This is a genomic window from Desulfomicrobium aestuarii (assembly GCF_055385525.1).
The window spans coordinates 2,238,095-2,262,312 of the sequence record NZ_AP042427.1 but is presented as its reverse complement, the minus strand read 5'-3'; the positions used below and the strand labels follow the sequence as shown (position 1 = coordinate 2,262,312).

26 protein-coding genes are annotated in these 24,218 nt (G+C 63.3%); 19 read left to right on the top strand and 7 right to left on the bottom strand.

Features of this window, described 5'->3' with window-relative positions:
* Window positions 1-65: 65 nt before the first annotated feature.
* Window positions 66-2,624, bottom strand: a complete 2,559-nt coding sequence (locus ACZ5AC_RS10155) for a PEP/pyruvate-binding domain-containing protein (protein WP_464247503.1) — start codon at window positions 2,622-2,624, stop codon at window positions 66-68.
* 22 nt (window positions 2,625-2,646) lie between these two features.
* Window positions 2,647-5,226 carry a sigma 54-interacting transcriptional regulator gene (locus tag ACZ5AC_RS10150; protein WP_464247502.1) on the bottom strand — a complete coding sequence of 860 codons (2,580 nt, stop codon included), beginning with the start codon at window positions 5,224-5,226 and terminating at the stop codon, window positions 2,647-2,649.
* Window positions 5,227-5,500: 274 nt separating this feature from the next.
* Between ACZ5AC_RS10150 and ACZ5AC_RS10145 the strand changes: the two genes are divergently transcribed.
* The 11 genes from ACZ5AC_RS10145 (at window position 5,501) to ACZ5AC_RS10095 (ending at window position 14,290) form a co-directional block, all read left to right on the top strand.
* A complete protein-coding gene (locus tag ACZ5AC_RS10145; protein WP_464247501.1) occupies window positions 5,501-5,800 on the top strand; it encodes a DVU0150 family protein in 300 nt (99 codons plus the stop codon).
* A gap of 30 nt (window positions 5,801-5,830) precedes the next feature.
* Window positions 5,831-6,883 (top strand): sulfite exporter TauE/SafE family protein, encoded by a 1,053-nt coding sequence (locus tag ACZ5AC_RS10140; RefSeq protein WP_464247500.1) that lies wholly within the window; start codon window positions 5,831-5,833, stop codon window positions 6,881-6,883.
* A 29-nt stretch (window positions 6,884-6,912) separates the two neighbouring features.
* Window positions 6,913-7,524 carry a DUF4881 domain-containing protein gene (locus tag ACZ5AC_RS10135; protein ID WP_464247499.1) on the top strand — a complete coding sequence of 204 codons (612 nt, stop codon included), beginning with the start codon at window positions 6,913-6,915 and terminating at the stop codon, window positions 7,522-7,524.
* Between the two features lie 73 nt (window positions 7,525-7,597).
* Window positions 7,598-7,828, top strand: a complete 231-nt coding sequence (locus ACZ5AC_RS10130) for a hypothetical protein (RefSeq protein ID WP_464247498.1) — start codon at window positions 7,598-7,600, stop codon at window positions 7,826-7,828.
* Window positions 7,825-8,625, top strand: coding sequence for a hypothetical protein (locus tag ACZ5AC_RS10125; RefSeq protein WP_464247497.1), 801 nt, complete (start codon window positions 7,825-7,827; stop codon window positions 8,623-8,625). The genes ACZ5AC_RS10130 and ACZ5AC_RS10125 overlap by 4 nt, the downstream gene beginning before the upstream one ends.
* 15 nt (window positions 8,626-8,640) lie before the next feature.
* On the top strand, window positions 8,641-9,060 hold the full coding sequence (locus ACZ5AC_RS10120; protein ID WP_464247496.1) for a response regulator: 420 nt from the start codon (window positions 8,641-8,643) through the stop codon (window positions 9,058-9,060).
* A gap of 110 nt (window positions 9,061-9,170) precedes the next feature.
* A complete protein-coding gene (locus tag ACZ5AC_RS10115; RefSeq protein WP_464247495.1) occupies window positions 9,171-10,829 on the top strand; it encodes a sensor histidine kinase in 1,659 nt (552 codons plus the stop codon).
* Window positions 10,822-11,235, top strand: coding sequence for a response regulator (locus tag ACZ5AC_RS10110; RefSeq protein WP_464247494.1), 414 nt, complete (start codon window positions 10,822-10,824; stop codon window positions 11,233-11,235). Before ACZ5AC_RS10115 ends, ACZ5AC_RS10110 begins: the two co-directional genes overlap by 8 nt.
* Window positions 11,236-11,244: 9 nt before the next feature.
* Complete coding sequence (locus ACZ5AC_RS10105; protein ID WP_464247493.1) at window positions 11,245-12,918, top strand: sensor histidine kinase; 1,674 nt, start codon at window positions 11,245-11,247, stop codon at window positions 12,916-12,918.
* Window positions 12,919-12,928: 10 nt separating this feature from the next.
* Window positions 12,929-13,348, top strand: a complete 420-nt coding sequence (locus tag ACZ5AC_RS10100) for a response regulator (RefSeq protein WP_464247492.1) — start codon at window positions 12,929-12,931, stop codon at window positions 13,346-13,348.
* Window positions 13,349-13,378: 30 nt separating this feature from the next.
* Window positions 13,379-14,290 (top strand): CBS domain-containing protein, encoded by a 912-nt coding sequence (locus ACZ5AC_RS10095; protein WP_464247491.1) that lies wholly within the window; start codon window positions 13,379-13,381, stop codon window positions 14,288-14,290.
* Between the two features lie 98 nt (window positions 14,291-14,388).
* Here the strand turns inward: ACZ5AC_RS10095 and ACZ5AC_RS10090 are convergent, their stop codons facing one another.
* Entirely contained in the window at window positions 14,389-14,910 is a 522-nt protein-coding gene (locus ACZ5AC_RS10090) for a type 1 glutamine amidotransferase domain-containing protein (protein ID WP_464247490.1), read from the bottom strand.
* A 43-nt stretch (window positions 14,911-14,953) separates the two neighbouring features.
* Window positions 14,954-15,883: a diguanylate cyclase gene (locus tag ACZ5AC_RS10085; protein ID WP_464247489.1), complete on the bottom strand. Its 930-nt coding sequence runs from the start codon at window positions 15,881-15,883 to the stop codon at window positions 14,954-14,956.
* A 215-nt stretch (window positions 15,884-16,098) separates the two neighbouring features.
* Between ACZ5AC_RS10085 and ACZ5AC_RS10080 the strand changes: the two genes are divergently transcribed.
* Window positions 16,099-16,854 (top strand): acyl-[acyl-carrier-protein] thioesterase, encoded by a 756-nt coding sequence (locus ACZ5AC_RS10080; protein WP_464247488.1) that lies wholly within the window; start codon window positions 16,099-16,101, stop codon window positions 16,852-16,854.
* A 29-nt stretch (window positions 16,855-16,883) separates the two neighbouring features.
* Here ACZ5AC_RS10080 and ACZ5AC_RS10075 read toward each other — a convergent pair whose 3' ends face one another.
* From ACZ5AC_RS10075 to ACZ5AC_RS10065, 3 genes are all read right to left on the bottom strand, one after another.
* On the bottom strand, window positions 16,884-18,281 hold the full coding sequence (locus ACZ5AC_RS10075; protein ID WP_464247487.1) for a peptidoglycan DD-metalloendopeptidase family protein: 1,398 nt from the start codon (window positions 18,279-18,281) through the stop codon (window positions 16,884-16,886).
* A 188-nt stretch (window positions 18,282-18,469) separates the two neighbouring features.
* Window positions 18,470-18,832 carry a hypothetical protein gene (locus ACZ5AC_RS10070; RefSeq protein WP_464247486.1) on the bottom strand — a complete coding sequence of 121 codons (363 nt, stop codon included), beginning with the start codon at window positions 18,830-18,832 and terminating at the stop codon, window positions 18,470-18,472.
* 89 nt (window positions 18,833-18,921) lie between these two features.
* Window positions 18,922-19,506 carry a TetR/AcrR family transcriptional regulator gene (locus ACZ5AC_RS10065; RefSeq protein ID WP_464247485.1) on the bottom strand — a complete coding sequence of 195 codons (585 nt, stop codon included), beginning with the start codon at window positions 19,504-19,506 and terminating at the stop codon, window positions 18,922-18,924.
* Between the two features lie 222 nt (window positions 19,507-19,728).
* Between ACZ5AC_RS10065 and ACZ5AC_RS10060 the strand changes: the two genes are divergently transcribed.
* The 7 genes from ACZ5AC_RS10060 to ACZ5AC_RS10030 all read left to right on the top strand — a co-directional run bounded on the left by ACZ5AC_RS10060 (window position 19,729) and on the right by ACZ5AC_RS10030 (window position 24,191).
* Window positions 19,729-20,307: a hypothetical protein gene (locus tag ACZ5AC_RS10060; protein ID WP_464247484.1), complete on the top strand. Its 579-nt coding sequence runs from the start codon at window positions 19,729-19,731 to the stop codon at window positions 20,305-20,307.
* Between the two features lie 36 nt (window positions 20,308-20,343).
* The gene (locus ACZ5AC_RS10055; protein WP_464247483.1) at window positions 20,344-20,694 is read left to right on the top strand and encodes a cupin domain-containing protein; all 351 of its coding nucleotides are present in this window, start codon (window positions 20,344-20,346) and stop codon (window positions 20,692-20,694) included.
* A 12-nt stretch (window positions 20,695-20,706) separates the two neighbouring features.
* Window positions 20,707-21,642, top strand: coding sequence for a cation diffusion facilitator family transporter (locus tag ACZ5AC_RS10050; protein WP_464247482.1), 936 nt, complete (start codon window positions 20,707-20,709; stop codon window positions 21,640-21,642).
* 47 nt (window positions 21,643-21,689) lie between these two features.
* Window positions 21,690-21,842 (top strand): hypothetical protein, encoded by a 153-nt coding sequence (locus ACZ5AC_RS10045; RefSeq protein WP_464247481.1) that lies wholly within the window; start codon window positions 21,690-21,692, stop codon window positions 21,840-21,842.
* A 190-nt stretch (window positions 21,843-22,032) separates the two neighbouring features.
* Window positions 22,033-22,533: a peptidylprolyl isomerase gene (locus ACZ5AC_RS10040; RefSeq protein WP_464247480.1), complete on the top strand. Its 501-nt coding sequence runs from the start codon at window positions 22,033-22,035 to the stop codon at window positions 22,531-22,533.
* Window positions 22,534-22,562: 29 nt separating this feature from the next.
* Window positions 22,563-23,978 carry a 30S ribosomal protein S1 gene (locus ACZ5AC_RS10035; protein ID WP_464247479.1) on the top strand — a complete coding sequence of 472 codons (1,416 nt, stop codon included), beginning with the start codon at window positions 22,563-22,565 and terminating at the stop codon, window positions 23,976-23,978.
* Between the two features lie 54 nt (window positions 23,979-24,032).
* Window positions 24,033-24,191: a rubredoxin gene (locus ACZ5AC_RS10030; protein ID WP_464250610.1), complete on the top strand. Its 159-nt coding sequence runs from the start codon at window positions 24,033-24,035 to the stop codon at window positions 24,189-24,191.
* Window positions 24,192-24,218: the final 27 nt, after the last annotated feature.

Here is a 24,218-nt window from a genome sequence, read left to right as displayed (position 1 = left end):
GATCGTCCTGGAGTTTCTGTGACACGATACGGCACCGGCCCGCAACTGTCCGGGCAGACGGTAAATCAGTGGTACACTCCCGACATGAAATTGTCGGCCATGACCTTCACCGCGTTTTCGCTGGTCATGAGCATGTCCATCTGCCGGGTGACGATGAGCAGCCTTCCGAGTTGGTCCAGGCGTTCCGCCGTTTCCGTGAGCGAGTATTTCTGGAACTTGGCCTGGGTCATGTCGCCGCGGACCTCCGTGGCAAACCCGAGCCTGTCCAGAATGAGCGCGATGCATCTCACCCTGCGTTCTCTCCTGATCTCGTCGGCCGCCCCGCCCTTGAACTGGAACGTGATGTAGTTCTTGGACACGGTCTCGCCGCAATAGGCGTCCACGACGCTGTAATGGTAGCCGACGCGGGAACTGAAGTTCAGGTACTTGTCGGATATGATGCCGTAGCTTCGCTCGCCGAAGCGCTGGGCCTGGACAGTCGGGGGTTCGAGCATGTGCTGGCTCATGACCGAAAGGAATCCTCCGACGTCGACGGGCCGCGGCCCGCGGACGTGCACGTCCGGACGGAGCATGCCGGACAGCAGTGCGGCCAGGGGTTCGGAAGTGATCTGGTCGGGGTAGACATACGGGCCGTCGACATCCTTCAGCCCTCCGCCGAGGTCGATGAGATGCAGGTCGATGGGCAGCTTGGCCTTGAGCTGGCAGGACACGGACCCTGCGTCCGAAGCCCGGTCGCTGATGCGGAACATCTCGGTGTAGCAGAGTTCATGCACGAAACGCATGACGTCGTGCAGGGTGGTGCAGGAGTCGGGCTTGAAGACCGGGGACTTGGGGTCCAGCAGGTGCAGGGGGATGATCTGATCCGCGACCTGGCGCAGGACGGCGTGCACGGGCGTGTCGGCGACACGGACGCTGCGCGAGGACTTGAAGGCCATGAGCTCGGGCACCTCCCCGGCGTAGACGCGGCCGGTGATGGCGTCCACCGTGATTCGTCCGCCTGCGGCGATCAGGCTGACGGCGCCCTTGGCATTGAGCAGCGTCGGCACGTTGAATTCGCGGGCCAGGGACGCCATGTGCCCCGTGATGCTGCCCGCCTCGGTCACGATGGCCTGGGCCCTGTTCATGACCAGAACGTAGTTGGGCAGGGAGTGGGGCGCGACGAGAATGCCGCCTTCGGGGAAGTCCGCCAGATCGGTAAGCCCCTCTGCCAGGACGGCAGGGCCGGTGCCGATGCCGGAGCAGGCGATCTCCGCGCCCTCGAGGATGAGCTGCGCGCCCTCGATGGCCTGGGTGGCGAGGCCCCCGTGGTGGGCGTGCGCCAGCCGCATGGGCCTGCTCTGCAGGATCAGGATCCGGCCGTCGGCGTCCAGGGCCCACTCGATGTCCTGGGGATGGTGGTAGTGGGCTTCGAGGCGGGCGGCGATGTCCGCAAGCTCGAAGACGTGGCGCGGTTCGAGGCAGGGCGCGCGGCGCAGATGGTCGGGCACGCTTTCCTCGTGCTTGCCCGAGGCGTCGGACACGAGTCGCACGGGCTTGTCGGCGATGTTGCGAAGCGTGATGCTCGGGGGATCGCCGGGTTTGATCTGCCAGGTGTCCGGCTCGATGATGCCGTCCACGGCGTAGGCACCGAGGCCCCAGACGGCATTGAGGACCATCTCGTCGGACAGCGGATTCACGGGGTGGCGCGAGAAGACGATGCCGCTGGCCGCGGCGTCGACCATGCGGATGCAGGCCATGCCCATGGCGCACTGCTCGAAGGATACGCCGTGGTGGATGCGGTAGGTGATGGCCCGGGGGGAGAAGAGGCTGGCCAGCACTTCGCGGAAGGCGCTTTCGAGGCTGTCCCGCCTGACGCCGAGGATGGTCCGGTACTGCCCGGAGAAGGACAGGATGCCGTCCTCGCTGATGGCGCTGGAGCGAAGGGCCGCGCGGGTCCCGGCGGGGTCGTCGAAGGTCGAGTCCCAGGCCTGGAGAAGGGCTTGCATGACGTCGTCGGGCACGGCCACGCCGTCGATGGTCCTGTAGATGGCCTCGGATACGGACACGACCGAAGCCGGGGCGTCGGGGCGGGCCTCGCGCAGCAGCTTGAGGATTTCGTCGCGCAGCCCCTTGCTGTTGAGGAAGGCCTCGTACGCGGCCGTGGTGATGGCGAAACCAGGCGGGGTCGGGATGCTTGCGCGATTGCGCATTTCGCCGAGGTTTGCGCATTTGCCGCCGACGACATCGACGAGGTCCTTGTCCACGGCGTCCATGGTGAAGGTATAATCACGGATGGCTGGTTGTGGTTTGCTGTCGAGGATGCCGGTGATTCGTGAATTGATGTGTTCGACCATCTCGGGAAGCACGGCGTAGCGGTTGCCGGAGATGGCGTTCAGGGCCGTGACCATGCGCATGGTGTGGAAGACGCTCCTGGTGGCCAGGGCGCGGATCTCGCTCATGCTGAACAGGTTCGAACCTCTGAGCTTCTCGTCGATCTCGGCCATGATCGTCCCCAATTCCGCGTTGGACAGGAGCAGGTCCTTGAAATGCATGTACTGCAGGCGAAAGGAGCGCAGCAGCGCCTCGCTCTCGGGCTGCTCTTTCTTGCGTCGGATCAGAGAATCCAGGAAATTGCGCAATCCCATGACACATCCTCGCGGGCTGCCGTTATTGTTCTCTGCCGGTCAGGACGTACCGTGAGGACGGTCCCTTGCCGGTCTTTCTCAGCAGGCCCCGGGAAACCAGTTCCTGCAGGTCGTATTGCGCGGTGCGGATGGAAATCTCCTCGCCGACCGCATCCTGGTACTGTGCACGGTTCGTGCCACCGTTTTTCAGGATCGTCGGCCACGCCTTCCGTTGCCGGGCGTTGAGTTCCTGCACCGCGGACATGACGCGTGCGTTGTTGCGCGTTTGCGCGACAGGGGGCGAGGAGGTCTGTTGCGCTGCTTTCGTGTCTTCTGCGGCGGCCTGCGTTACGGTTGAGGTTTCGGCAGCCGGCCGCTGAATCTGGACATCCTGCTGGCCGGCCATGTCCGTAGCCATCTGCGTGCCGGGCTGGCCCAGCACGATGTGCTCCGCCAGCAGGATATCGCCCTCGGCAAAGGTCAGGGCGCGCGTGATGGAATTCCTGAGCTCGCGGATGTTTCCCGGCCAGTCGTGATTCATGAGCTTGTCGAGGGCCCCTCTGCTCAGTTCGGGCGGGGTTCCACCCGCGGACTGGGCTTTGAGGAAGTGGCGAACCAGGGACGGGATGTCCTCCTTTCGGTCGCGCAACGGCGGGGTGGTGATGGTGATGACGGCCAGCCTGTAGTAGAGGTCCTCCCGGAAGGAACCGTTTCGCGAGCATTCGAGCAGGTCAACGTTGGTGGCTGCGATGACCCTGGCGTCGAAGGGCTGGTCCTGGTCGCTGCCCAGGGGTCTGATGGTCCGCGCGGCCAGGGCGCGCAGCAGCGCCTGCTGGACCTTGGGCGAGGCGTTGCCGATTTCGTCCAGATGCAGGGTGCCGCCCGATGCGGCGAGGAAGGCGCCCTTGCGGTCGCCCTTGGCCTCCGAGAAGGCCCCTTTGACGTGGCCGAACAGGGCGTCCATGAGCAGATTCTCATCCAGCGCCCCGCAATTGATCGAAATGAAAGGCCGCGAAGCCCTGGTGCTGGCCCGGTGGATCGCTTCGGCCGTCAGTTCCTTCCCGGTGCCGGTTTCGCCGATGACAAGCACGTCGGCCATGACCTGGGCGGCCTTCTGAATCATGGCGTTCAGGTTGCGGACGGCCTGGCTGGCGCCGACGATGCCGAATGGCGCCCCGTTTTCGAACGATTTGTCGATGTAACGCCCGGCCTCCCCAAGGGAATCGAGGCACACGGGCTGCCGTTGCAACTCCTCCAGCGCCTGGATCTGCCTGACCTTGGTCTCCTCGCGCGCGGCGTGCAGCTGCAGGACAAGCACATTCATCGCGTTCTGGAGATGGCGCAGCTCCTTGGGCAGCGGCGAAAGGCCGAGGATGGAGGAATCTTCTCCCAGGGCCAGCTTTTCCGTCGCGGCGGTCAGTGCCTTGAGGGGCCTGCTGATGCGTCGGTTGACGTAGAAAAAGGCGGCCACCGTGAGCACGAGGGCCGCCATCCAGGCCACGGACAGGGCCAGGGCTATCTCGTAACGCGAGGACTTGAGCATGAAGCTGCTGTCGATGCAGCCGAGGCCCCCGACGATGGCGGGGTTCTGCTGCTCCTCCTCCTGGAAGCGGATGGGGACGTAGTACAGGAAATGGTCCCGCTCGGGATTTGCCGGGTCGTTCAAAAAGTTCGAGAAGTCGGCCTCCCCGTCCCGTCCCGACTGCACCGCCGAGACGACGGCCCAGTACTTCTCGTATTGGGGGCTCGGACGGAACGCGCTCGCGAAGCCGGGACGGCCGACGTCGCCCTGCAGCCCTGTGCGGATGGCGTCGACGGAAATGTGCCCGCGCCCGGGCCCAAGGGGGCCGGTTTCGCTGATGAGCCAGCCTGAAAGATCGAAAAAGAAGCTGCTGACTCGCTCCTTTTCCTGAGGGAAAATGTAGAGCGGTGACTGGTTCGAGGAGAAGAGGGTCATGATCCGCTGCATCTCGACGATGTCCAGGGACAGGGTCAGGTAGCCGAGGAAGGTTCTGGCCGAGTCATATACCGGGGTGCTCAGCCGGATCACCGACAACTCGATGTTCTGGGGCGTGCCGGCCACGGGCACGGAAGTGTAGTAGACCTGTACCGGCTGGTCGATCTGCACGTAGTCGTGGACGGCCCTCCCCCCGCGCTCCCTCTTGTGTATCGTCCCGAACTTGATTTCCGAAGCCTTGTCGTCCGGAACCCTCCAGATCTGCTCCCCCGTGTTCAACAGCAGGAAGTTCTGCTTCGTTTCCACGGCGTGGAACGCGATTTCGGCGTACTGCCTCCTCTTGGCCTCGGGCTTGCTCGCCATGTACCGCTGGATCGAGTCCGGGGTCGGGTCCATGCCCGCGATATGCTCGAGCTCGAAGCGGGCATCCAGGAGCAGGTTCTCGATGGTGTGGGCTAGTGCCAGGGCCCTCGTGTGGGCGTTCCGCGCATACGCGCGGCTGAGATAGTGGGTCGTGATGCGGTAGGTGGACACGGTCATGGCGAGCATGACCGCGGCCATGAGCGGAGTTCCCACCAGCAGCAGGAGTCTGGTGATGCTCCACTCTTTGAGCGGGCGTTCGAGATTGAGGACCGGGTTGAGTATCGGCGGGTACGAGTAGCGCATGCGAGCTCCTGGCCTGTCGCTGGAGATGCGAAATGTTTTGTGCATTTTTTAACATGACGCGAAATATTGCGCAATATCTTTTTTTAATAATCTGGAATGTAATAGAAAATTGATGCGCGAAGTGTAGTGGCACACTCCTTGCCTCACAGGGGATGACAGTGCGTGACTGGCGCTGGTCCCGAACAAGAAGTCGCCCCAAGGGGCGAAGTCGGAAAGAGGCAAAGCCGCCCGGGCAGACGGGCGGAGTGGGGTTGAAAACATTCTGGAGGTAACAATGAAAGCGAAATTGAGCAGGCTGTGGTGGTCACTCATGGCAATGATCGTGCTGTGTCCGGGCTTCGCCCTGGCCGCAGGCGGAGGCAACGAGGCTCCCATCGTGATCGTGGCCGACACGCGCAAGCTGACGGGCGTGTTGGCGTGGTGGGCCAATCTGTACAACGAGAGTCATCTGCAGTTCATGCTCCTGACGATCGTTCTCATTCCCGTCACGGGCGTCGTCTTCGGCGTGATTGCAGACCTCATCATGTCGAGGATCGGCATCGACCTGAAGTCCAAAGACCTTCCCGGCCACTAAACCCCACTCACGAACAAGGAGACATGAACCATGGAATGGCTATACGTACTCATGCCCATCGCGGGCGTTAAAATTTTCTGGCCCGGCCTGATCATTCTCGGCGTGGGCGTCGGCATCATCGGCGGGTTCTTCGGCATGGGCGGCGCCTGGATGGTCACCCCCGGCCTGAACATCCTGGGCTTCCCCATGGCGTTTGCCATCGGCACGGACATCGCGCACATGGCAGGCAAGTCCCTCATCTCCACCATGCGCCACGGCAAGTTCGGCAACGTCGACTACAAGCTGGGCCTCATCATGCTCGTCGGCACAGTCGTGGGCTTCGAGATCGGGGCCCAGATGGTCATGTGGCTGGAGCGCATCGGCAGCGTCGAGAAGGTCGTGCGCTGGATCTACATGGCCCTGCTGGCCGGCATCGCCTGGATGGTCTTCCACGACGTCGGCAAGCGCAAGAAGCTGGAGCGCGCCGCGGCCGCCAAGGGCGAGGTCCTCGACGACAGCGTCCAGGGCATCGACTTCGCCTCCAAGCTGCACAAGATCCACATCCCGCCCATGGTTCACCTGAAGGAAGCCGGCATCTACTGCTCCGCCTGGCTGCCCATCATCGTCAGCTTCCTGACCGGCTGGCTGGCCGGCATCCTGGGCATCGGCGGCGGCCTGATCCGCATGCCCGCCCTGATCTACCTCATCGGCTGCCCGACCCACGTCGCCGTCGGCACCGACCTCTTCGAAGTGGCCATCTCCGGCCTCTACGGCGCAGCCACCTACACCTGGAAGGGCCGCACCGAGCTTGTCGCCGCGATGATCATGCTGGTCGGCGCCGCCATGGGCGCCCAGGTCGGCGCGGTGGCCACCAAGTACATCAAGGGCTACGGCATCCGCATCGCCTTCGGCCTGGCCGTCGTGGGCTGCGCAGTCTCCATCTTCCTGAAGCTCATCAAGCCCTGGTTGCCCGGCTACGGGACCCTGCTGGACAACGCCTCGACCACGCTGGTCCTCGGACTCGTGGCCAGCATGTCCATCTACATCTTCATGAGGATGGTCGCCGGCGCCAAGCGCGAACTTGCCATGAAGAAGAACCGTTAGCACAGCGCGAACCGACAAGGAGAACACTCATGAATATCAAACGCACACTCATCCTGCTCTCCATCGCCATGCTGGCCTTCGGAGCGCTGGGCTGCGAAGAATACGGCAAGGTCGACCAGGGCCGGGTCATCGCCTTCGACAAGGAAAAGGCAACCGTGACCGTCATCGAGGACAAGAACATGGAGCCCTCGAACCCCGACTATTCGATCCTTCCGCCGCACACGTACACGCTGCCTACGGAACCGATCGACCGCGGCGCGGATCCCAAGATCGGGCTGCGCATGAAGCTCGACGTGGAGAAGAAGTACATCAAGATCTTCAACCCCAACACCCAGGCCCTTGAAGAGCTGCCCATCACCATTGTAGACGTGCAGAAGGACATCGCCAAGGACCACCCCCTGGTCTTCGACAAGGACAAGAACGCGGCCAAGAAGTTCCCCCTGGTCGACCAGGACAAGAAGACCATCACCATCTACTCCGGACGCCAGAAGATGCTCGTGACCTTCAGCGTTCCCGAGGAGTACTTCGGCATGCCCGAGTACACTTGGGAAGCCGGTGACGAAGTGCGCATCTACTGGAAGGAAAAGGGCAAGGCCCTGCGTTTCATGAACATCAGCAAGACGGACATCTTCAAGAAGTAACGCCTCGCGAGTGCGCGGGGCGGCCGATCCCCCTCCCGGCCGCCCCGCGCACCCGCCCCTTCAGGAGCGCGCCATGAGCGAATACAGATTTTTCATGCTGCACAAGATACTGGTCCTTTCGGTCAACGCCCTCGTCCTCGCGGCCCTGAGCGTGGCCATGTACCTGGCCTCGGGCAACCCCGAGGAGTTCACCCTCGTCTTCCTCCAGGTTTTCGGCTCGCTGCTCGTGCCGATTTTCGCCCTGGGCTGGGCCGGCAAGCGTTGGCTGCGGCGCAGCTTCGTTCCCTGCGGGGACGCGGCATGATAGTGGCCGAGCGGGTCTGGCGCATGCAGCGCCTGAGCGGCCGCGTGGCCATGGTCCTGCTGACCCTGGCCCTGCTGTGCCTCTTCGACGGCCTGCGCGGGGGCTTCCTCGGCAGCTCCGGCCAGATACGCCTCATTCCCGGCGAACGGTACCTTCTGAGCGGCCCCATGCCCCCCAAGACCGACCGCATAGAGGATTTCGTCATCGAGGGCGCCCCCGCGGACGGAGCCCTGCGTCTCGTCGCGGAAGGCGTCTTCACGGGGTTCATGTTCGGTGGCGGCATGTGGCGCGGGTATCTGGATGCGGATATGCGCGCCGTTCCGGGCAATTACGAGATCAGGGTGCGCGACAGGTTCGGCGAGAAGCAGAATCCCGCCCTGGTCTTCAGCGTGCGGGTCTTTGCCGGAGCCGAGGATCGCCGGGCGGCATCCCCGTCCATGGTCACACGCTGGATCGCCGTCGAACCGCGCCTCCTGGCCGCCTGTCTCGGCGCGCTGGGAATACTCGTGGGATGCTGGAATTTCCTGCTCGGGAGAAAATGGCACGGCGAACTGGTGGCGCACGGGTGCGGCGAGGTGTTCCGGATGAAGACCGTCGACGGACGCGCGGAGGTCACGGCCGACATGGGAAGTCCGTGCGACATCCCGCAGGGAGCCACCTTTCGTTTCAGCCACCCTCTGCGCGGGGATGTCGGATACGGGACAGTCGTTTCTTGCGAGAAGGGCCATGTCACACTATATGTCGCAAATAACGCCCAGGTTCGTCCTGGCGACATAGCGTGCCCGGTAACCGTCTGAACCTCCGGAGGAGACATGAGTTCCCTTGAAGACTGCAAGCTCCTGTTCGTGGACGACGAGGAACAGTTCCTGGCCACGATCACCAAGTTTCTGCGCCGCAGGAAGCTTGACGTGGCCACGGCTCATTCGGGCCGGGACGGCCTGGACTGGTTCGCCGCCAATCCGGTGGACATAGTCATCCTGGACATCAGGATGCCCGGGTTGGACGGCGTGGAGGTCCTGCGGGAAATGCGCCGCCTCAAGGGAGACGACTTCGGGGTGATCATCCTGTCGGGACACGCCCATACCGACATCGCCCTTGACGCCATGCGTGGGGGTGCCAACGATTTTCTGCTCAAACCCTGTTCCGTCGACGAATTGCTCGAACGCATCGACATGCTTTACGACAGGCTGCTCGCGTTGCGGTTTGCCAAAGCGCAGGTGGGAAAAACATGAGCGAGTCCTTGCCACGGCGCGAACGCCGCACGCAAGGTGCCAAGAGCTTTCAGGCGGCGCCGCTTCCCGATGCCGTCCGTGCGGCGAAACACCAAGACGGGGTGTAATGTATGCCAGCTTTCGGGCTCAAGGATCTTGGAACGAAGATAGCCGTAACGGCCCTGGGCTTTTCCCTCATCCCGCTCATCGTGCTGGGCGTGACCATGTATTCCATGTTCGCCGAAACCTATCACTCCAAGGTCCAGGCGAATCTCGCCACCCTCGCAGAGAACAAGCGGCAGGGCATCGACCTCTTTCTGCGCGAGCAGGTCGCCCAGCTGCGCACCATCGCCAACTCCCATTCCGTCGAGGCCCTGTCCTCGCCCGACATGCTGGAGAGCATCCTGAACACCATGCAGATGAGCTCCAAGACCTTCATCGATCTCGGGCTGATCAACGAGGACGGGGTGCACGTCAGCTATTCCGGACCCTACAACCTGTCGCAGGCCAACTACAGGAACGAGACGTGGTTCAACGAGGTCATGGTGCGCAAGGTTTACGTCTCGGACGTGTTCAAGGGATTTCGGGGCTTTCCGCACATGATCATCGCCGTTACCAAGCAGGAGAAGGGCAAGGTCTGGATTCTGCGGGCGACCATCGATTCGGACATCTTCGATTCCCTGGTGCGCTGGCTGCAGGTCGGCGACCTCGGCGACGCATACCTGGTCAACCGCGCCGGCGAGCTTCAGACCCGCCCGCGCTTCGGCAACAAGGTCATGGAGATATACGCCCCGTTCCTCAGGTCTTCGTTTTCCGGCGCCAAGGTCATGGAACACGAGATCAACAACAAGAAGATTTTCGTGGGCGGCATCTGGCTCGAACAGAAGGACTGGTTGCTGGTCATCGAGGAGGACCAGCACGGTGAGCTCAGACCGCTTTTCAGGACGCAGGCCGCGACCTGGGGCCTCATGGGCGGCGGGGTCGCCGTCATCATCATCGGGACCCTGCTGATCACGCGCATGATCGTCGCACAGCAGGAACGCAGCGACCGGCAGCAGGCGCAGCTCAACGAGGAACTCATCCAGTCCAGCAAGATGGCCGCCCTTGGCAAGCTGGCGGCCGGTGTGGCCCACGAGGTCAACAACCCCCTGGCCGTCATCCGGGAGAAGGCGGGGTGGATGCGCGATCTGTTGGAGGAGGAGGACGTGCAGGCCAGTCCCAACTTCAAGGAGTTCGAGGACGCCGTGGCCAAGATCGAGCAGCACGTGGAGCGCGCTGGCAACGTCGTGCACAGGATGCTCGGCTTCGCGCGGCGCATGGAGCCGGTCTGCAACGACATCTCCGTCAACGACGTCATCAGGCAGACCCTGACCTTCCTCGACAACGAGATCAAGTTCAGGGACATCGAGATGATCTGGCAACTGTCGCCGGATCTTCCAAGCATTCAGTCAGACGCTTCGCAGATACAGCAGGTCCTGCTCAACCTGCTCAACAACGCCATCGACGCCATCGGGCGCAATGGACACATCACCGTGTCCACGGGTGTGGATGCGGAGTCGAGGATGGTCAGGATCGGCATCCGCGACGACGGTCCGGGCATGGACAAGGAGGTGCAGGGGCGGATTTTCGACCCGTTCTTCACCACCAAGAAGGTCGGCGAGGGCACGGGCCTTGGCCTGTCCATCAGCTACTCCATCATCAACAAGCTCGGAGGCAGCATCCGCTTCGAAAGCAAGGTCGGAACGGGAACCGAATTCACAATTCTCCTGCCGGTGAAACACCATGACTGAAAAAAACGGCGTACAGATCGTGCCCGTGCATGCCGGGCCGAGAGTGTTGGTGGTCGATGACGAGCTGGATTTCATGGAAACCCTGGTCAAACGCCTCGAACGCAGAGGGTTCGAGGTCACGGGCGTCGGCGGCGGCCAGGAAGCCTTGCGGCTTCTCCAGAAAGAGCGTTTCGACGTCGTCGTCCTCGATGTCATGATGCCCGGCATGGACGGCATCGAAACCCTGCGCGAGATCAAGCTCGGCTGGCCCAGGACGCAGGTCATCCTGCTCTCCGGACACGGCGGCGAAGAGTTGGGCATGCGCGGCATGGCATACGGCGCCTATGCGTACCTGCTCAAGCCCGTGTCGCTGAAGATCGTCGTGGAGACGGCCTACAGGGCCTTCGAGGAAAGCGGCCTCCGCTGACGGGTGCATATGCGCCAGTACACACGCCAAACCATAAAACGCAATTTTTTCGTCGCGTTGCTCGTAGCCCCTTTCGTTCCCGTGGTCCTCGCCCTGGGCACGGGGGGCTACCTTTTCTGGAGTCATGTCCAGCAGAGCACGCTCAGCAGGCTCTCCCTCCTGACCACGCAGTACGTAACCATCCTGGACCGCTACCTCGACGATTTTCTCGGCGACCTGACCCTTGTGCAGGGGCAGGTCGGTCCGGGCGACGCTTCCCTCCGGAACGTGCTGGACTCTCTTCACGACAAGCGCGGGGAAGTGGTCGACGTCGCCTTGGTGGACCAGGAGGGAGAGGTCCTGGCCTACGCCGGGCCGAGGGTCTACAAAGGCGGGCACATCCTGCCCGGGCGCTGGCTCGAGGAGTCCCTCGAAAACGGGAGCAGCGTCAGCGGGGTCATGGCGGGACAGATGGGCCTGCCCCATTTCGTGCTGGCGCGGCGCCTGGAATCTGGCGGCGGGGCCACGGTCCTGCGGGTGTCCGTGGCCCCGGAAGTCCTGACCCGCATGCTCATGGCCTCCCGCGTGAGCGGCGTGGACGTCCTTCTCGTCGGTAGGGACGGGGACATCATGGCCGGCAGCGGAGGGCAAATCCTGACCCGGGACAGGGATCTGGCAGGCCCGGTGTTCCCGGAGCGCGTCGGGTCCGCCTTCCTGGATCAGGACTCGGGCGTGTCCTATGCCAGCGGCGTCATGCGCAACGGCGGATGGGTGGTGGTCACGCGCGAGTTGGCGCCCACGCTTTTCGGGGCCACCCGTTCAGCCGTGCTTTTCGTGGGGCTGTCCGTCCTGTTCGGCGGCATCGTGGTTTTTTTGTCCTCGCTGTACCTGACCGCGTACGTGGAGAAGATGCTCCTGATGCGCGACGAGGAGAGGGAGAAGCTGCGTGAGCAGCTCTACCGTGCCGGCCGGCTTGCCGAACTGGGGGAGATGGCCGCGGGGTTCGCCCATGAGATCAACAACCCCCTGCAGATCATGAAGAGCGAACAGGCATACATAGACATGCTCCTGCAGGAGTTCAGGACCCGCGCCGGGGATGACCGGGACGCGCTCAAGGACGTCGACGAGATCATGGCCAGCGTGGGGCAGATCAAGCAGCAGGTCGACAGGTGCGCGCGCATCACGCATTCGATCCTGAGTTTTGGTCGGGCCGGCAATACCGAAGAGCAGAACATCGATCTGGCCAGGTTCGTCCCCGAAGTGCTGACCATGGTCCAGAAGAAGCTTCAGCTCAACAATATCGCGCTCAAGCTGAACATATCCCCGTCCCGGCTCATCGTGCACGTGGACCCGGGCCGCCTGCAGCAGGTGCTGCTCAACCTCCTCAACAACGCCATCTACGCAATCGGCGAGACCGGCGGGGCGAGACCGGGCGAGATCGTCCTGTCGTGTGCGCCGGAGGGCGAGGACAAGGTGCGCATCGCCATCGCGGACAACGGTGTCGGCATCGGCCATGAACAGCAGTCCCTCATCTTTACGCCCTTTTTCACCACCAAGCCCGCAGGCAGCGGCACGGGTCTGGGTCTGTCCGTATGCCACGGCATCGTCACGAGCATGAAGGGTGTTCTGGACTTCGAAAGCGTCAAGGGACAGGGGTCGACGTTTTTTGTTCTTCTGCCCAGGGTGCCGTCGCAGGCCCCGTGAGCGCATTCAGGTGAATCAGATCAACGTCGAGGTGAACGTGGCGGACGATTCGTTGCGGGTCCTGCTTGTGGACGACGAGGAAAGCTATCTGCAGACCGCGGCAAAAGTGCTCCGACGCTGCGGGTTCGACGTCGAACTCTGCACCACGGGTCAGGATGCGGTCGATCTGCTGCGTCAGAGGATGTGTCAGGTCGTCGTCCTGGACCTGAAGATGCCGGGCATGAACGGACAGGAAGTGCTCGGAAAGATCAGGGATCATCACCCGGCCGTGCAGGTCATCATCCTCACGGGGCACGCTTCGGCGGACGACGCGGCGGCGTGCCTGACCAGGGGCGCGTTCGATTTCCTGGTCAAGCCCGTGGACATGTCGCATCTCATGGAACGGGTCAGGACGGCTTATGAAATATGGAAACTGTCCCCGGCGCGTTGAAGCCGGGAGCCACACGGCGGGAGGCGCGAAGTGAGTAGGCCGCATGTCGTCGTCGCAGACGACGAAGCCCGTTTTCGGGCGACAATCGGAAAGATTCTGGAACTCAAGGGATTCTTCGTGACTCCGGCCGAGAACGGGGACCAGGTGCTGGATCTGCTGCAGACCATGTCCCCGGACGTCGTCCTCCTCGACATCCGCATGCCCGGCCTGAGCGGGGATGAGGCCCTGCCGCGCATTCTGGCCATGAAGCCAGGAACCAGGGTGATCATCTTCACAGGGCACGGCGAGGAGGAGGGGGCGCGCAGAGCCCTGGAGGCAGGCGCCTTCGACTTCCTCTGCAAGCCGTGCGACCTGGACGTTCTCGTGGGACGCATCCATGACGCCGTGACCGCCCCGAAAAGCGGCCCGCCCAGGGAACGGAAGGTCACGGAGGTCATGATCCCCATTGAGCGGTATACGTGCGTGCAGGCATCGTGCACGGTCCGGGAGGGCATCGAGGCCCTCGGCAAGTCCTTCGAGAACTTCGTCTCTTCGGGGCTCGTCATGGAATCCGGGCACCGCGCGGTGCTCGTTTTCGACAGGGATGAGCTGGTGGGAGTACTGACCATGCGCAACCTCATCCAGGCCATGATTCCGGCTCACCTCCTGGCCGAGGACGGTTCCCTGCTGCCGTGCACGAAGTTCTCGCCCATGTTCTGGACGGGTTTTTTCAACACGAGAGCGCGTGCACTGGAATCCATGAAGGTGCGCGACATCATGAACCCGAGGTCTCCGGTCGTGAACTGCGAGGCGAACCTCATGCACGTGGCGTTCCTGCTGTGCGAGGAAAACCGACGTCGCGTGGCCGTGGAGCGCGACGGCAGGATCATTGGCGTCGTGAGGGAGCAGGAGCTGTTTCAGGAAATTTCCCGCCTCATCCTGCATCGCGATCTGGTCCGCTGACACGATTTCCCGGGTCGTGAAAAAGAAAAGCCATGGCCGCAGCAGGTGCGGGCCATGGCTTTTTTCGTTGTCGGACGACCGGGGAGCCTATTCGACGATCAGCCCTTGCAGGCGGCGATGATGGTCCGCATGAAGGCGGGCAGGTCTTCTGGCGTGCGGCTCGTGATCATGTTGCGGTCGGTGACGACTTCATTGTCGCGCCACGTGGCCCCGGCGTTGACCAGGTCGTCCTTGATGGCGAAGAACGAGGTCACGGTGCGGCCCTTGAGGACGCCTGCCGAGACGAGCATCCAACCGGCATGGCAGATGGCCGCCACGATCTTGCCCTGCTGGTCGAAGGCGCGCACCAGGCTGACCATGTTCTGGTCGCGGCGCATGTGGTCGGGGGCGTAGCCGCCGGGAATGATGATGCCCGCATAGTCCGCGACGCTGATCTCGGCCGGTGTCTTGTCCGCCTTGGCCGGGGTGCCGTACTTGCCCTCGTAGGTCTTGCCCGCCGAGGAAGCTACGACGGTCACTGCGGCGCCCGCCTCCTTCAGGCGGAAATACGGATACCAGAATTCGTGATCGTTGAACTGAGTGTCGACCAGAATGACGAAACGCTTTCCTGAAAGTTCCATCCTGTCCTCCGTGCGGTTCGGGGCGCTCGCGGTCCCCGTTGGTTCATGACTGGTTTGTCACGGTCTGCGACGAGACCCTGTTCCGGCCCTCGTGCTTGGCCTGGTAGAGCAGCCTGTCGGCGTGTTCGAGCAGACGGTCGCGGTCGCAGTCCGTGACGTCGACGCATGTCACCGCGCCGATGGACACGGTGATGTGGTCGGCCACGGGCGAAGCCTTGTGCTCGATGTCCAGCTTTTCAACGGCGCTGCGGATGGCCTCGGCCAGGTAGCGGCAGCCGTTTTCCCGCGTGTCTGGAAGCAGGATGATGAACTCTTCCCCCCCGAAGCGGGCCAGAAAGTCGGCGGCGCGCCCCAGAGAGGATTGCAGGACCCTGGCCACGGCCTTGAGGCAGTCGTCCCCGGCCAGGTGGCCGTAGCAGTCATTGTAGTTCTTGAAGTGGTCGATGTCGATGAAGAGCAGGGAAAGGGGGGCCTTGTTGCGGACAGCCCTGTTCCACTCGTGGGCGAATATCTCGTCGAAGCGGCGCCGGTTGGGGATGTTGGTCAGGCCGTCGAGGGTGGACAGGTTTTCGAGAAGGTCCCGGGTCTTTTTCAGTTCGAGATGGTTGCGGATGCGGGCCTTGATGATGGGAGGGCTGAAAGGCTTGCGGATGTAGTCCACGGCCCCGAGCTCCAGCCCCCTGGCTTCCTCGCTCGTCTCCCATCTGGCCGTGAGGAAGACCACGGGAATGTCCCGCGTCCGGGCGTTGTTCTTGAGCCGTTCGCAGACCTCGAAACCGTCCAGGCCGGGCATGACGATGTCCATGAGGATGAGGTCGGGCTGCGGGTCGTTGGCGGCCATCTCCAGGGCCATCTCCCCGGTCGTGGCGAAGACGAGGTTGTGTTCGTCCCCGAGGACGAGCTGGAGCGCCTTGATGTTGATGGGCTCATCGTCGACGATCAGGATCGTCTGGTTGCTGGGCGCGTGGGACAATGTGTCGCTCCTGGAGGGTTGCCGCAGCGTGGCGCGGATCATGGGGCGTTGCCTGCTGTGTGTTCTCCTTAATCATGTAGTCGCATTCGCCTTTTCATGCAACCGAGAGCGTCGGTCTGACCATGGCCATCGTAGATGAAGAAGCCTGCCGCTTCTTGCCGCCGCCGGAAAAACGGGCTACCTGCGCTGGACAAAAAATGTTGCAAGGACATGCCATGACAACTTCCGACAGCTTTCTCTTTGAACAGGACAAGACCGTCCAGCTGTACCATACCGGCCCCGCGGGCGAGTGCACCATCACCTCCCTGTGCCGCTTCGCCCAGGAAAGCGCGGGGCGCCACGCCGAACGTCTCGGCTTCGGCATGACGAGGCTGGGGCGTTTGGGCATCGCCTGGGTCCTGCGCGAACAGGCCATGCAGGTCCTGCGTTTTCCCGTCCTGGGCGAGACGCTGCGGGTCCAGACCTGGCCGACCCACGCCGAGCGCCTGCTGTGCCATCGCGACTTCCGCATTCTGGACGGCGAGGGGCGGGTGGTCGCCCTGGGCACGAGCGCGTGGTTCGGCTTGGACCTGGAGAGCCGCCGCCCGCGCAAGGCCGAGTCCTTCTTCTCGCTGCCCTGGGAGCTGCTGCCCGCCCCGGCGTTCGGCGAGCCGCTGCCCGAGCTGGAAGCGCCCGCGGAAACCGGGCCGTCAGAGAGCAGGGTCGTCCGCGTCAGCGATATCGACGCCCTCGGGCACATGAACAATCTGCGTTACGTGGATTGGGTCGCCGATCATCTCGAACTGTTCGGCATCGGCGGACGCTGCGCGCGTTTTGTCCGCATCCGGCACGCCCGCGAGGTCATGGCCGGGGACGGCGTCGTGATCCGTCACGAGGCGGACGGGCAAGGGGGGGTGAGAGTGGCCATGTCGGGCGAGGAGCACGGCCGGGAGGTCTGCCTGGCCCGGGTGGTGCCGGGCGCGCCGGACTAGGCGGAGCGCCGGGTCGGAGGCTGCCTGGGTTACTGAACGGTGGTCGTCGGCTGCTCCAGGGAGGCCGCCTGGACCGGTTCTTCGAGCTGCGATTTCCAGGCCGCGATGGCGGCCTTGAAATTCGGCATCTCCTTCTTGGCGATGGGGTCGGCGGGCATGACCTTGAGTTTCAGGGGGTTTACGAGCTTGCCGTTCTGCCGCATGCGGAAATCCAGATGCGGCCCCGTGGAGTAGCCCGTGCTGCCGACATAGCCGATGACCTGTCCCTGCTTCACCCGGGCTCCCTTTTTCGAGACCTGGGCAAATTTGCTCATGTGGTTGTAGATGGTCTCGTAGCCGTTGCTGTGGATGACGCGCACGAACTTGCCCTGGGAGCTGTTGGACCCGGCCTGGGCGACGATGCCGTCGGCCACGGTGCTGATGGGCGTGCCCGTGGGCGCGGCATAGTCGACGCCCTGGTGCGGCCGGCGGTACTTCAGGATGGGATGCATGCGGCTCATGGTGTAACCCGAGGAGATGCGGGTGAAGGGCAGCGGCGACTTCAGGAATGCCTTGCGCAGCGGGCGGCCGTTCTGGTCGTAGTAGGCGGTGTTCCCGCTCTTGTCGGTGTAGCTGTACGCGTAGTAGGTCTGGCCCTGGTTGGTGAAGCTGGCCGCGGCCAGGGGGCCGTAGCCGACGAAGCTCCCTTCCCTGTACCGTTTCTGGACGATGGCCTTGAAACTGTCGCCCTGGCGCAGGTCGCGGGTGAAATCCACGTCGTAGGCGAAGACGTTCGCCAGCCGAATGCCGAGTTCGTCGTTCTCGCCGGCCTGGCCGATGGCGCCGAAAAAGCTGCTCTCGATGACCCCGGAGACGGTCTTGGTCTCGATTTCGTAAGGGATGGCCTCACGACGGAATTCGTACCCGCCGTCCGTCATGGAGACGACGAGACGCTCCTCGGCGTCGATCTCGTACTCCAGTCCGACGAGGGCGTCCCCCGAGTAGATCATGGTCCAGGGCTGCCCGGCCTTGAGGTTGTTCAGGGGGTAGATGCTCTTGCTCTCGTTGCACAGGTTGTAGATCTCCGGCAGGGCCATGCAGCCTTCGAGAAGGGACGACGGCGTGTCGCCGTTCTTGATGATGCCGGTCATGCGGGTGATTTCGGGCTCGCGCGGGGCCTCCGCCACCGGGAGTTCGCGGGGGTCGGTGGGCTGCGCCTCGACGTTTTCCGAAGGCTGGACGTCATGCCGGGCGGCTACGCCCATGGCGCTGTAGTCGACGCTCGACTGGATTTCCTCGGGGGCCAGGAAATTGAAGGCGACGGCGCCGCCGATGATCAGGAGGCCCAGGAAGGCGAGAAACGGCAGTGCGGCGCGGGACGACTTGGAGGAATTCTTTCGAAAGATGTTGGACTGCCTGCGGTGGGTGTTTCGTCTCTTTCTGGTCATACGTCCTTGCGGGGCGTTGAGGTTTGGCGAGGGCGGCGTCCGGGTGTCCTTCCGGTAAGAAAAAAAAGCTGCGTCGTCCGCCGAAACAGTCACGCATCCTAGCCTCGTCCACGCTCCAGTTCAAGCACTTGTTTTCCGGCCCGGCGCTGCGGGGGGGGAAGGGAGGACGGATGGCCGCAGTCGTGGAGCTATTTCGCCGGGTTGCGCCGGCTGACATTCCCGGAGACCCCGCCGATCAGCGTGATGCCGGCCTCGTAGAGGCCGGCGGGGAGAGCAGGGCCGGCAGTGCACCAGCGCACCTTGCCGACGCGGTGGCCCATTCCGGCGATCATCTCGTCGACGGCATCGTCGAGGTCGCAGATCTTGATGTGCTCATCGTTGCGCAAAGGGTATTCGGTTTCGATCTTGAGGCCGTTCTGGCTGTAGTTCAGAATCAGGGACGGGCATGAGGCGGAGTCGCCGGCATATGGCCGCACAAGACAACTTTCGAAACATGCGGTTCGTGATGATTTTCGTTTTTCCGGCATGGGTGCCTCCTGGATGGAACGCATGAGACGATCCTCCCGCAGACGGGAGGATGCTCCACCATATACGTCCGTCAATCAAAAGGCCAAAGGAAAAAATGTCCGCCGGGTGACTTTCAACGGGCCTTGAGGCCGTAGATCACGAATTCGACGATGTCGTCGAAGAGGTTCTCGTCACCGTAGGGCGTGAGCAGTCCGTGGCGGATGCCGCCGACGAGGTTGCAGAAGACCACCACCGAGGCGCGCTGCGGATCCACGGGACGGATGGTGCCGTCCTTGACGCCGAGTTCCACGCAGTCCCGCAGTACGTCGTAGAGCTCCGAGAAGGTGCGGATCATGAATTCCTTGTCCTCGGTGGTCTTGAGGTCGCTGAAGGGGGAGCAGCGGACGAGGACCATGAAGTCCTGTCGGGGGTTGCGGGCGAAGTCGAAGTAGGTGTTGGCGAAGATGCGTACGGCTTCGAGGCCGTTGGGCACGCCCTGGAGGTTGGTCTTGATGGTCAGGATGAGTTCGTGCAGCACGTCGAGCCCGGCCGTCAGGAAGAGCTTCTCCTTGTTGCCGAAATGGTGCGTGAGCAGCCCCAAGGCCACGCCGGCGCGGTCGGAAATCTTCTTGAAGGTCGTTTCCGAGTACCCGTGTTCGCTGAAAAGTTCCTTGGCGGCCTTGAGCAGCAGTTCCTTCTTTGTCGGTCCGTTGGCCATGGTGTGTTCCCGTTCTCCTGATGGTGCTGGCGACAAATTCCCGGTGCCGTGAGCGGCCCCGAGGAGCGAACTCGTCGTAACGTCTTAAATTGAATACCCAATCAATATGGGGGCCGGGGCTGTTTGTCAACGAGGGGGGCGGCGCCTGCGACGGCGGAGCAAATTGACAAAGGAAGGCCCAATCCTGAATAAGAGGCGTTCACCGACAGTCAGGAGAACGTCATGCATGTCTTGCAATATTGGTCCGGATACGCCCTTTCGACGGTTCGCGGCTGGCTCTATGCGTTGCGGCCCGGGAAGCGCTCCTTTGTGCGCAATGACCGCGTGCGCAACAGCCCCCTGTACGATGACGTCTGCACATGGCAGAAGACGCAGATGGAGTCCATGACTTTCGAGAACGACCGCCCGGTCAAGGCCTTGAAAGGCACTGTGGACCTGGCCCTCATGCGTCGCATCCACCGCCGTACGCTGCTTGAGATCAAGCACGAGCTGGGGGACCTGTGGCGTCCTTCCTCCGTGACCCTGGACAAGGGCCGGGGCATCAGCCTGGATCAGTCCATCGCCATCATGCACCGGCTGCGCGACGCGGGTTTTCCTGACGACGCCCTGGGCGTGGTCTCGGTGGAATTCGCCGGACGGCGGCATTCCTTCGCCATCGTCCAGGACACCCCGGACGATTTCTGGATGCTCGACAACGGCATGTTCTCCTTCAGCCCGGTGCGCGGGAGCGTGTTCCTGTCGGCCCGCAGGGATGTGCACGTGCTCATCGGCTTCAATTTCTTCGACGTCTGGAATTACTGAACACGAACATTTTTTTAGAAAAGGACGGCAACGACCATGAAAGTCATATCCACCACGGCCCCCGAGCCGGTCCACTTCAATTTTGGTCCGGCCAGCGGTGTCACCGGGCGGGTGATCATCGGCCACAGCGACGGCGCGGCCAATTTCTGCATGCGCCGCTTCGATCTCGCTCCCGGCGGCCACACGCCGCGCCACACCCATGCCTGGGAACACGAAATCTTCTTCCACGCCGGCCAGGGCGAGGTCTTCAGAGCGGGCGAATGGGTGCCGGTGGGGCCTGGCGACGCGGTTTTCGTGCCCGGCGAGGAGGAGCACCAGATCCGCAACGCGGGTTCGGCGCCGTTGACCTTTTTGTGCCTGATCCCGGCCGGGGCGCCGGAGATCTAGTCGAGGCCCGCCGTGCAGATCCACGCCCGCAGGTACGCCTACCTTTCCATCGGCGCTTCGCTCCTGACCATGGCCCTGAAGTTCGGGGCCTTTTTCCTGACGGGTTCCGTGGGTCTCTTCTCCGACGCCGTGGAGTCCGTGGTCAACCTGACGGCCGGCGTCATCGCGCTTTTGGCCATCATCGCGGCCCACAGGCCCGCCGACGACTGCCATGCCTACGGACACGGCAAGGCCGAATACCTTTCGAGCGGCATGGAGGGCGCGCTGATCTGCGTCGCAGCGGTGGGCATCGCCTACGCCTCGGTGCAGCGGTTCCTCGACCCCCAGCCTCTGGAGGCTCTCGGGACGGGCATCCTCGTGGCCACCGCTGCGGGGGCCGTGAATTTCATCGCCGCCAGGGTCATGCTCCGCGCCGCCAGGGAGTACGACAACATCGTGCTGGAGGCCGACGCGAAGCACCTCCTGACGGACGTCTGGACTTCGGCCGGGCTGGTGGCCGCCCTGAGCGTCATGCTCTTCGCGCCCCCATCGTGGCAGATCTTGGACCCGGTGCTGGGCTTTATCATGGCCGTCAACATCGTCTGGACCGGCATTTCCCTCGTGCGCCGCTCCGTGTCCGGCCTCATGGACGAAGGCCTTCCGCCCCGCGAAGTCGATGCCATCGTCGGGGCCATCGGGCAGGTGGTGGGGGAAGGGACGCAATATCACGCCCTGCGGACGCGCAGGGCCGGTGCGGTGCGATTTGTCGATTTCCATCTGCTCGTTCCGGGTTCCATGACGGTGCAGCATTCCCACGACCTCTGCTGCGGCGTGGAAGAACGCATCCGCGCCGCCCTGCCCGGGGCACAGATCACCATCCACGTTGAGCCGCGGGAGGACCATGCCTCCTTCGACGGATGGAAGGTGGGCGGGTTGTGCGACAGACGCTGCCAGCCGGAGGAAAAATGAAGGGCCGCGCTTCGGACACGGCCGGCGCATGGGACAGGAGGTTATTCATGTGGAGATGCTGGATTGTCGCGGCGTGCCTGATTGCCTTCCTGGGCACTGGCTGCTCGACCATGGGAGAATGGACCGGGAAAACGGTCAAGAGCGTCGAGAACGCGGCCGGCGATTTCAAGAGCGGGTATCGCAAGGGAAAGACGCAATGATCCTTCACGACTGAAGGGCAGGTCCGCACTTTGCCCCCAAGGTTCCGGCGGGTTGCTGCCGATCCGGCACCATGCGGCTTTTGCGGGCGCTACGCGGCGTTCGGGGACAGCGGCAAAGGGTTTGCCAAACGGCCCGGAGCCGTATATTTTTATGCTCCGTTTTTGTTGAGACAATTTTCTGGAGGAAGGAATGAGCAATCCGGTGGTCCTGGTGGACACGACCAAGGGGGAGTTCCTGGTCGAGCTCTTCGCGGACAAGGCCCCGCAGACGGTGGCCAATTTTCTGAGTTATGTGGATGAGGATTTCTACGTCGGCACCCTGTTCCACAGGGTCGTCAAGGGATTCATGATCCAGGGCGGCGGCCTCGACAACATGATGCGCGAAAAGCCGGTCAAGGCGCCCATCGTCAACGAGGCCACGAACGGCCTCAAGAATCTCGAAGGCACCGTGGCCATGGCCCGCACCGCGGACCCGCACAGCGCCTGCGCCCAGTTTTTCATCAATACGGTCGACAACCCGGACCTTGACCATCAGGGCGAGGAAGAGTTCGGCTACTGCGTTTTCGGTCAGGTCATTGACGGGATGGATGTGGTCAAGAAAATTGAGAAAGTCCGGGTCAAACCCCAGGGCGACCACGAACACGCACCCGCCGACCAGGTGTCCATCAACTCCATTACCCGTTTTGAATGACGCAAGACGTTGAAGTAAGGTAATCAAACATGAGCGAAGATTTTGCCGAGCTGTTCGCCTCCTACGAATCCCAGCGCAAGGCGGCCCTCAAGGCAGGGGACAAGGTTTCCGGAACGGTCATCTCCATCGGTCAGAAGTCGGTGTTCGTCGACTGCGGCGCGTCCGTGGACGGCATCGTGGACCGTGAGGAACTGCTGAACGACGCCGGCGAACTGACCGTGGCCGAAGGCGACACGCTGGAGCTCTACGTGGTGGGCCTGACCGACGACAGCGTGCGCCTGTCCAAGGCTCTGACCGGCGCCGGCGGGCTGAACATGCTTCAGGACGCCTATGACGGAGGGGTTCCGGTCGAGGGCAAGGTCAGGGAGCAGATCAAGGGCGGCTTCCACGTCGAGATCATGAAGCGCCGTGCCTTCTGCCCCGTGTCGCAGATCGACTCGCGCTACGTGGCCAACCCCGAGGACTACGTCGGGCAGACCCTGCAGTTCCGCATCACCAAGCTGACCGAGGGCGGACGCAACATCGTCGTCTCCCGCCGCGCCCTGCTCGAAGCCGAGCAGCAGCAGGCCAGCGCCGAGTTCTTCGACGGCGTCAAGCCCGGCGACGTGGTCGAGGGCACCGTCACCCGCCTGGCGGCCTTCGGCGCCTTCGTCGAGCTGGTGCCTGGCGTGGAAGGCCTGGTGCACATCTCCGAAATCTCCTGGGCGCGCATCCAGAGCCCCGAGGAGGCCCTGTCCGTGGGCGACCGCGTGCGGGTCAAGTACCTCGGCACCAGTGCCGGCAAGAAGCCCGGCGAGACGCGCCTGTCCCTGTCCATCAAGCAGGCCCAGGACGACCCGTGGAAGACCGTGGCCGAGCGCTTCAAGGACGGCGACAAGGTCACGGGCAAGGTCGTCAAGCTCATGGAGTTCGGCGCCTTCGTCGAGATCGCGCCCGGCATCGAGGGCCTGGTCCACGTCAGCGAGATGAGCTATGCCAAGCGCGTGCACAAGCCCGGCGACATGGTCCAGGTCGGCGACATGGTCGCGGCCGTGATCAAGCAGGTCGACGTCGAGAAGCAGCGCATTTCGCTCAGCATGCGCGACGCCGAGGGCGACCCCTGGCTGACCGTGGCCGACAAGTACCCCGTGGGCCAGACCTTCGAGGGCACCGTCGAGAAGCGCCAGCAGTTCGGGCTCTTCGTCAATCTGGAACCGGGCGTGACCGGGCTCCTGCCCCAGTCCGTCATGGCCAAGGCCGAGGGCGAGGCGAAGTTCGACAAGCTCGTTCCCGGCGACAAGGTCGTGGTCAGCATCGAGAGCGTGAACCTGCGCGACCGCAAGATCAGCCTGGGAACCGGCAAGAAGGAGGAGGTCTCCGACTGGAAGGGCTACAAGCCCCAGGCCGGCGGGGACATGGGCTCCCTGGGCGACGTCCTGGCCAAGGCCTTGAAGAAGAAGAGCTAGGTCCTCAAGGATTTCCACCCGTTCACTTCAACTCCGATGGAGGCAACCATGGCCATGGAACGATGGGAATGTCCGTGCGGCTACGTGTACGACCCGGCGGAAGGCGACCCCGACAACAACATTCCGGCGGGGACTGCTTTCGAAGACCTGCCCGAAGGCTGGGTCTGCCCCAAGTGCGGTGCGGAAAAGGAATACTTCGAGAAGATGGGCTGAGGCCTGACGGTTATCGGATTCGGGGGG

What these genes read in the sequence shown, in the direction of transcription:
- ACZ5AC_RS10155 (WP_464247503.1), bottom strand. Translation starts at nt 2,624, where the DNA reads ATGGGATTGCGCAATTTCCTGGATTCTCTGATCCGACGCAAGAAAGAG.
- ACZ5AC_RS10140 (WP_464247500.1), top strand. Translation starts at nt 5,831, where the DNA reads ATGGAATGGCTATACGTACTCATGCCCATCGCGGGCGTTAAAATTTTC.
- ACZ5AC_RS10080 (WP_464247488.1), top strand. Translation starts at nt 16,099, where the DNA reads ATGACAACTTCCGACAGCTTTCTCTTTGAACAGGACAAGACCGTCCAG.
- ACZ5AC_RS10115 (WP_464247495.1), top strand. Translation starts at nt 9,171, where the DNA reads ATGCCAGCTTTCGGGCTCAAGGATCTTGGAACGAAGATAGCCGTAACG.
- ACZ5AC_RS10135 (WP_464247499.1), top strand. Translation starts at nt 6,913, where the DNA reads ATGAATATCAAACGCACACTCATCCTGCTCTCCATCGCCATGCTGGCC.
- ACZ5AC_RS10030 (WP_464250610.1), top strand. Translation starts at nt 24,033, where the DNA reads ATGGAACGATGGGAATGTCCGTGCGGCTACGTGTACGACCCGGCGGAA.
- ACZ5AC_RS10035 (WP_464247479.1), top strand. Translation starts at nt 22,563, where the DNA reads ATGAGCGAAGATTTTGCCGAGCTGTTCGCCTCCTACGAATCCCAGCGC.
- ACZ5AC_RS10110 (WP_464247494.1), top strand. Translation starts at nt 10,822, where the DNA reads ATGACTGAAAAAAACGGCGTACAGATCGTGCCCGTGCATGCCGGGCCG.
- ACZ5AC_RS10070 (WP_464247486.1), bottom strand. Translation starts at nt 18,832, where the DNA reads ATGCGTTCCATCCAGGAGGCACCCATGCCGGAAAAACGAAAATCATCA.
- ACZ5AC_RS10040 (WP_464247480.1), top strand. Translation starts at nt 22,033, where the DNA reads ATGAGCAATCCGGTGGTCCTGGTGGACACGACCAAGGGGGAGTTCCTG.
- ACZ5AC_RS10130 (WP_464247498.1), top strand. Translation starts at nt 7,598, where the DNA reads ATGAGCGAATACAGATTTTTCATGCTGCACAAGATACTGGTCCTTTCG.
- ACZ5AC_RS10045 (WP_464247481.1), top strand. Translation starts at nt 21,690, where the DNA reads ATGTGGAGATGCTGGATTGTCGCGGCGTGCCTGATTGCCTTCCTGGGC.
- ACZ5AC_RS10075 (WP_464247487.1), bottom strand. Translation starts at nt 18,281, where the DNA reads ATGACCAGAAAGAGACGAAACACCCACCGCAGGCAGTCCAACATCTTT.
- ACZ5AC_RS10120 (WP_464247496.1), top strand. Translation starts at nt 8,641, where the DNA reads ATGAGTTCCCTTGAAGACTGCAAGCTCCTGTTCGTGGACGACGAGGAA.
- ACZ5AC_RS10065 (WP_464247485.1), bottom strand. Translation starts at nt 19,506, where the DNA reads ATGGCCAACGGACCGACAAAGAAGGAACTGCTGCTCAAGGCCGCCAAG.
- ACZ5AC_RS10055 (WP_464247483.1), top strand. Translation starts at nt 20,344, where the DNA reads ATGAAAGTCATATCCACCACGGCCCCCGAGCCGGTCCACTTCAATTTT.
- ACZ5AC_RS10105 (WP_464247493.1), top strand. Translation starts at nt 11,245, where the DNA reads ATGCGCCAGTACACACGCCAAACCATAAAACGCAATTTTTTCGTCGCG.
- ACZ5AC_RS10060 (WP_464247484.1), top strand. Translation starts at nt 19,729, where the DNA reads ATGCATGTCTTGCAATATTGGTCCGGATACGCCCTTTCGACGGTTCGC.
- ACZ5AC_RS10125 (WP_464247497.1), top strand. Translation starts at nt 7,825, where the DNA reads ATGATAGTGGCCGAGCGGGTCTGGCGCATGCAGCGCCTGAGCGGCCGC.
- ACZ5AC_RS10145 (WP_464247501.1), top strand. Translation starts at nt 5,501, where the DNA reads ATGAAAGCGAAATTGAGCAGGCTGTGGTGGTCACTCATGGCAATGATC.
- ACZ5AC_RS10150 (WP_464247502.1), bottom strand. Translation starts at nt 5,226, where the DNA reads ATGCGCTACTCGTACCCGCCGATACTCAACCCGGTCCTCAATCTCGAA.
- ACZ5AC_RS10090 (WP_464247490.1), bottom strand. Translation starts at nt 14,910, where the DNA reads ATGGAACTTTCAGGAAAGCGTTTCGTCATTCTGGTCGACACTCAGTTC.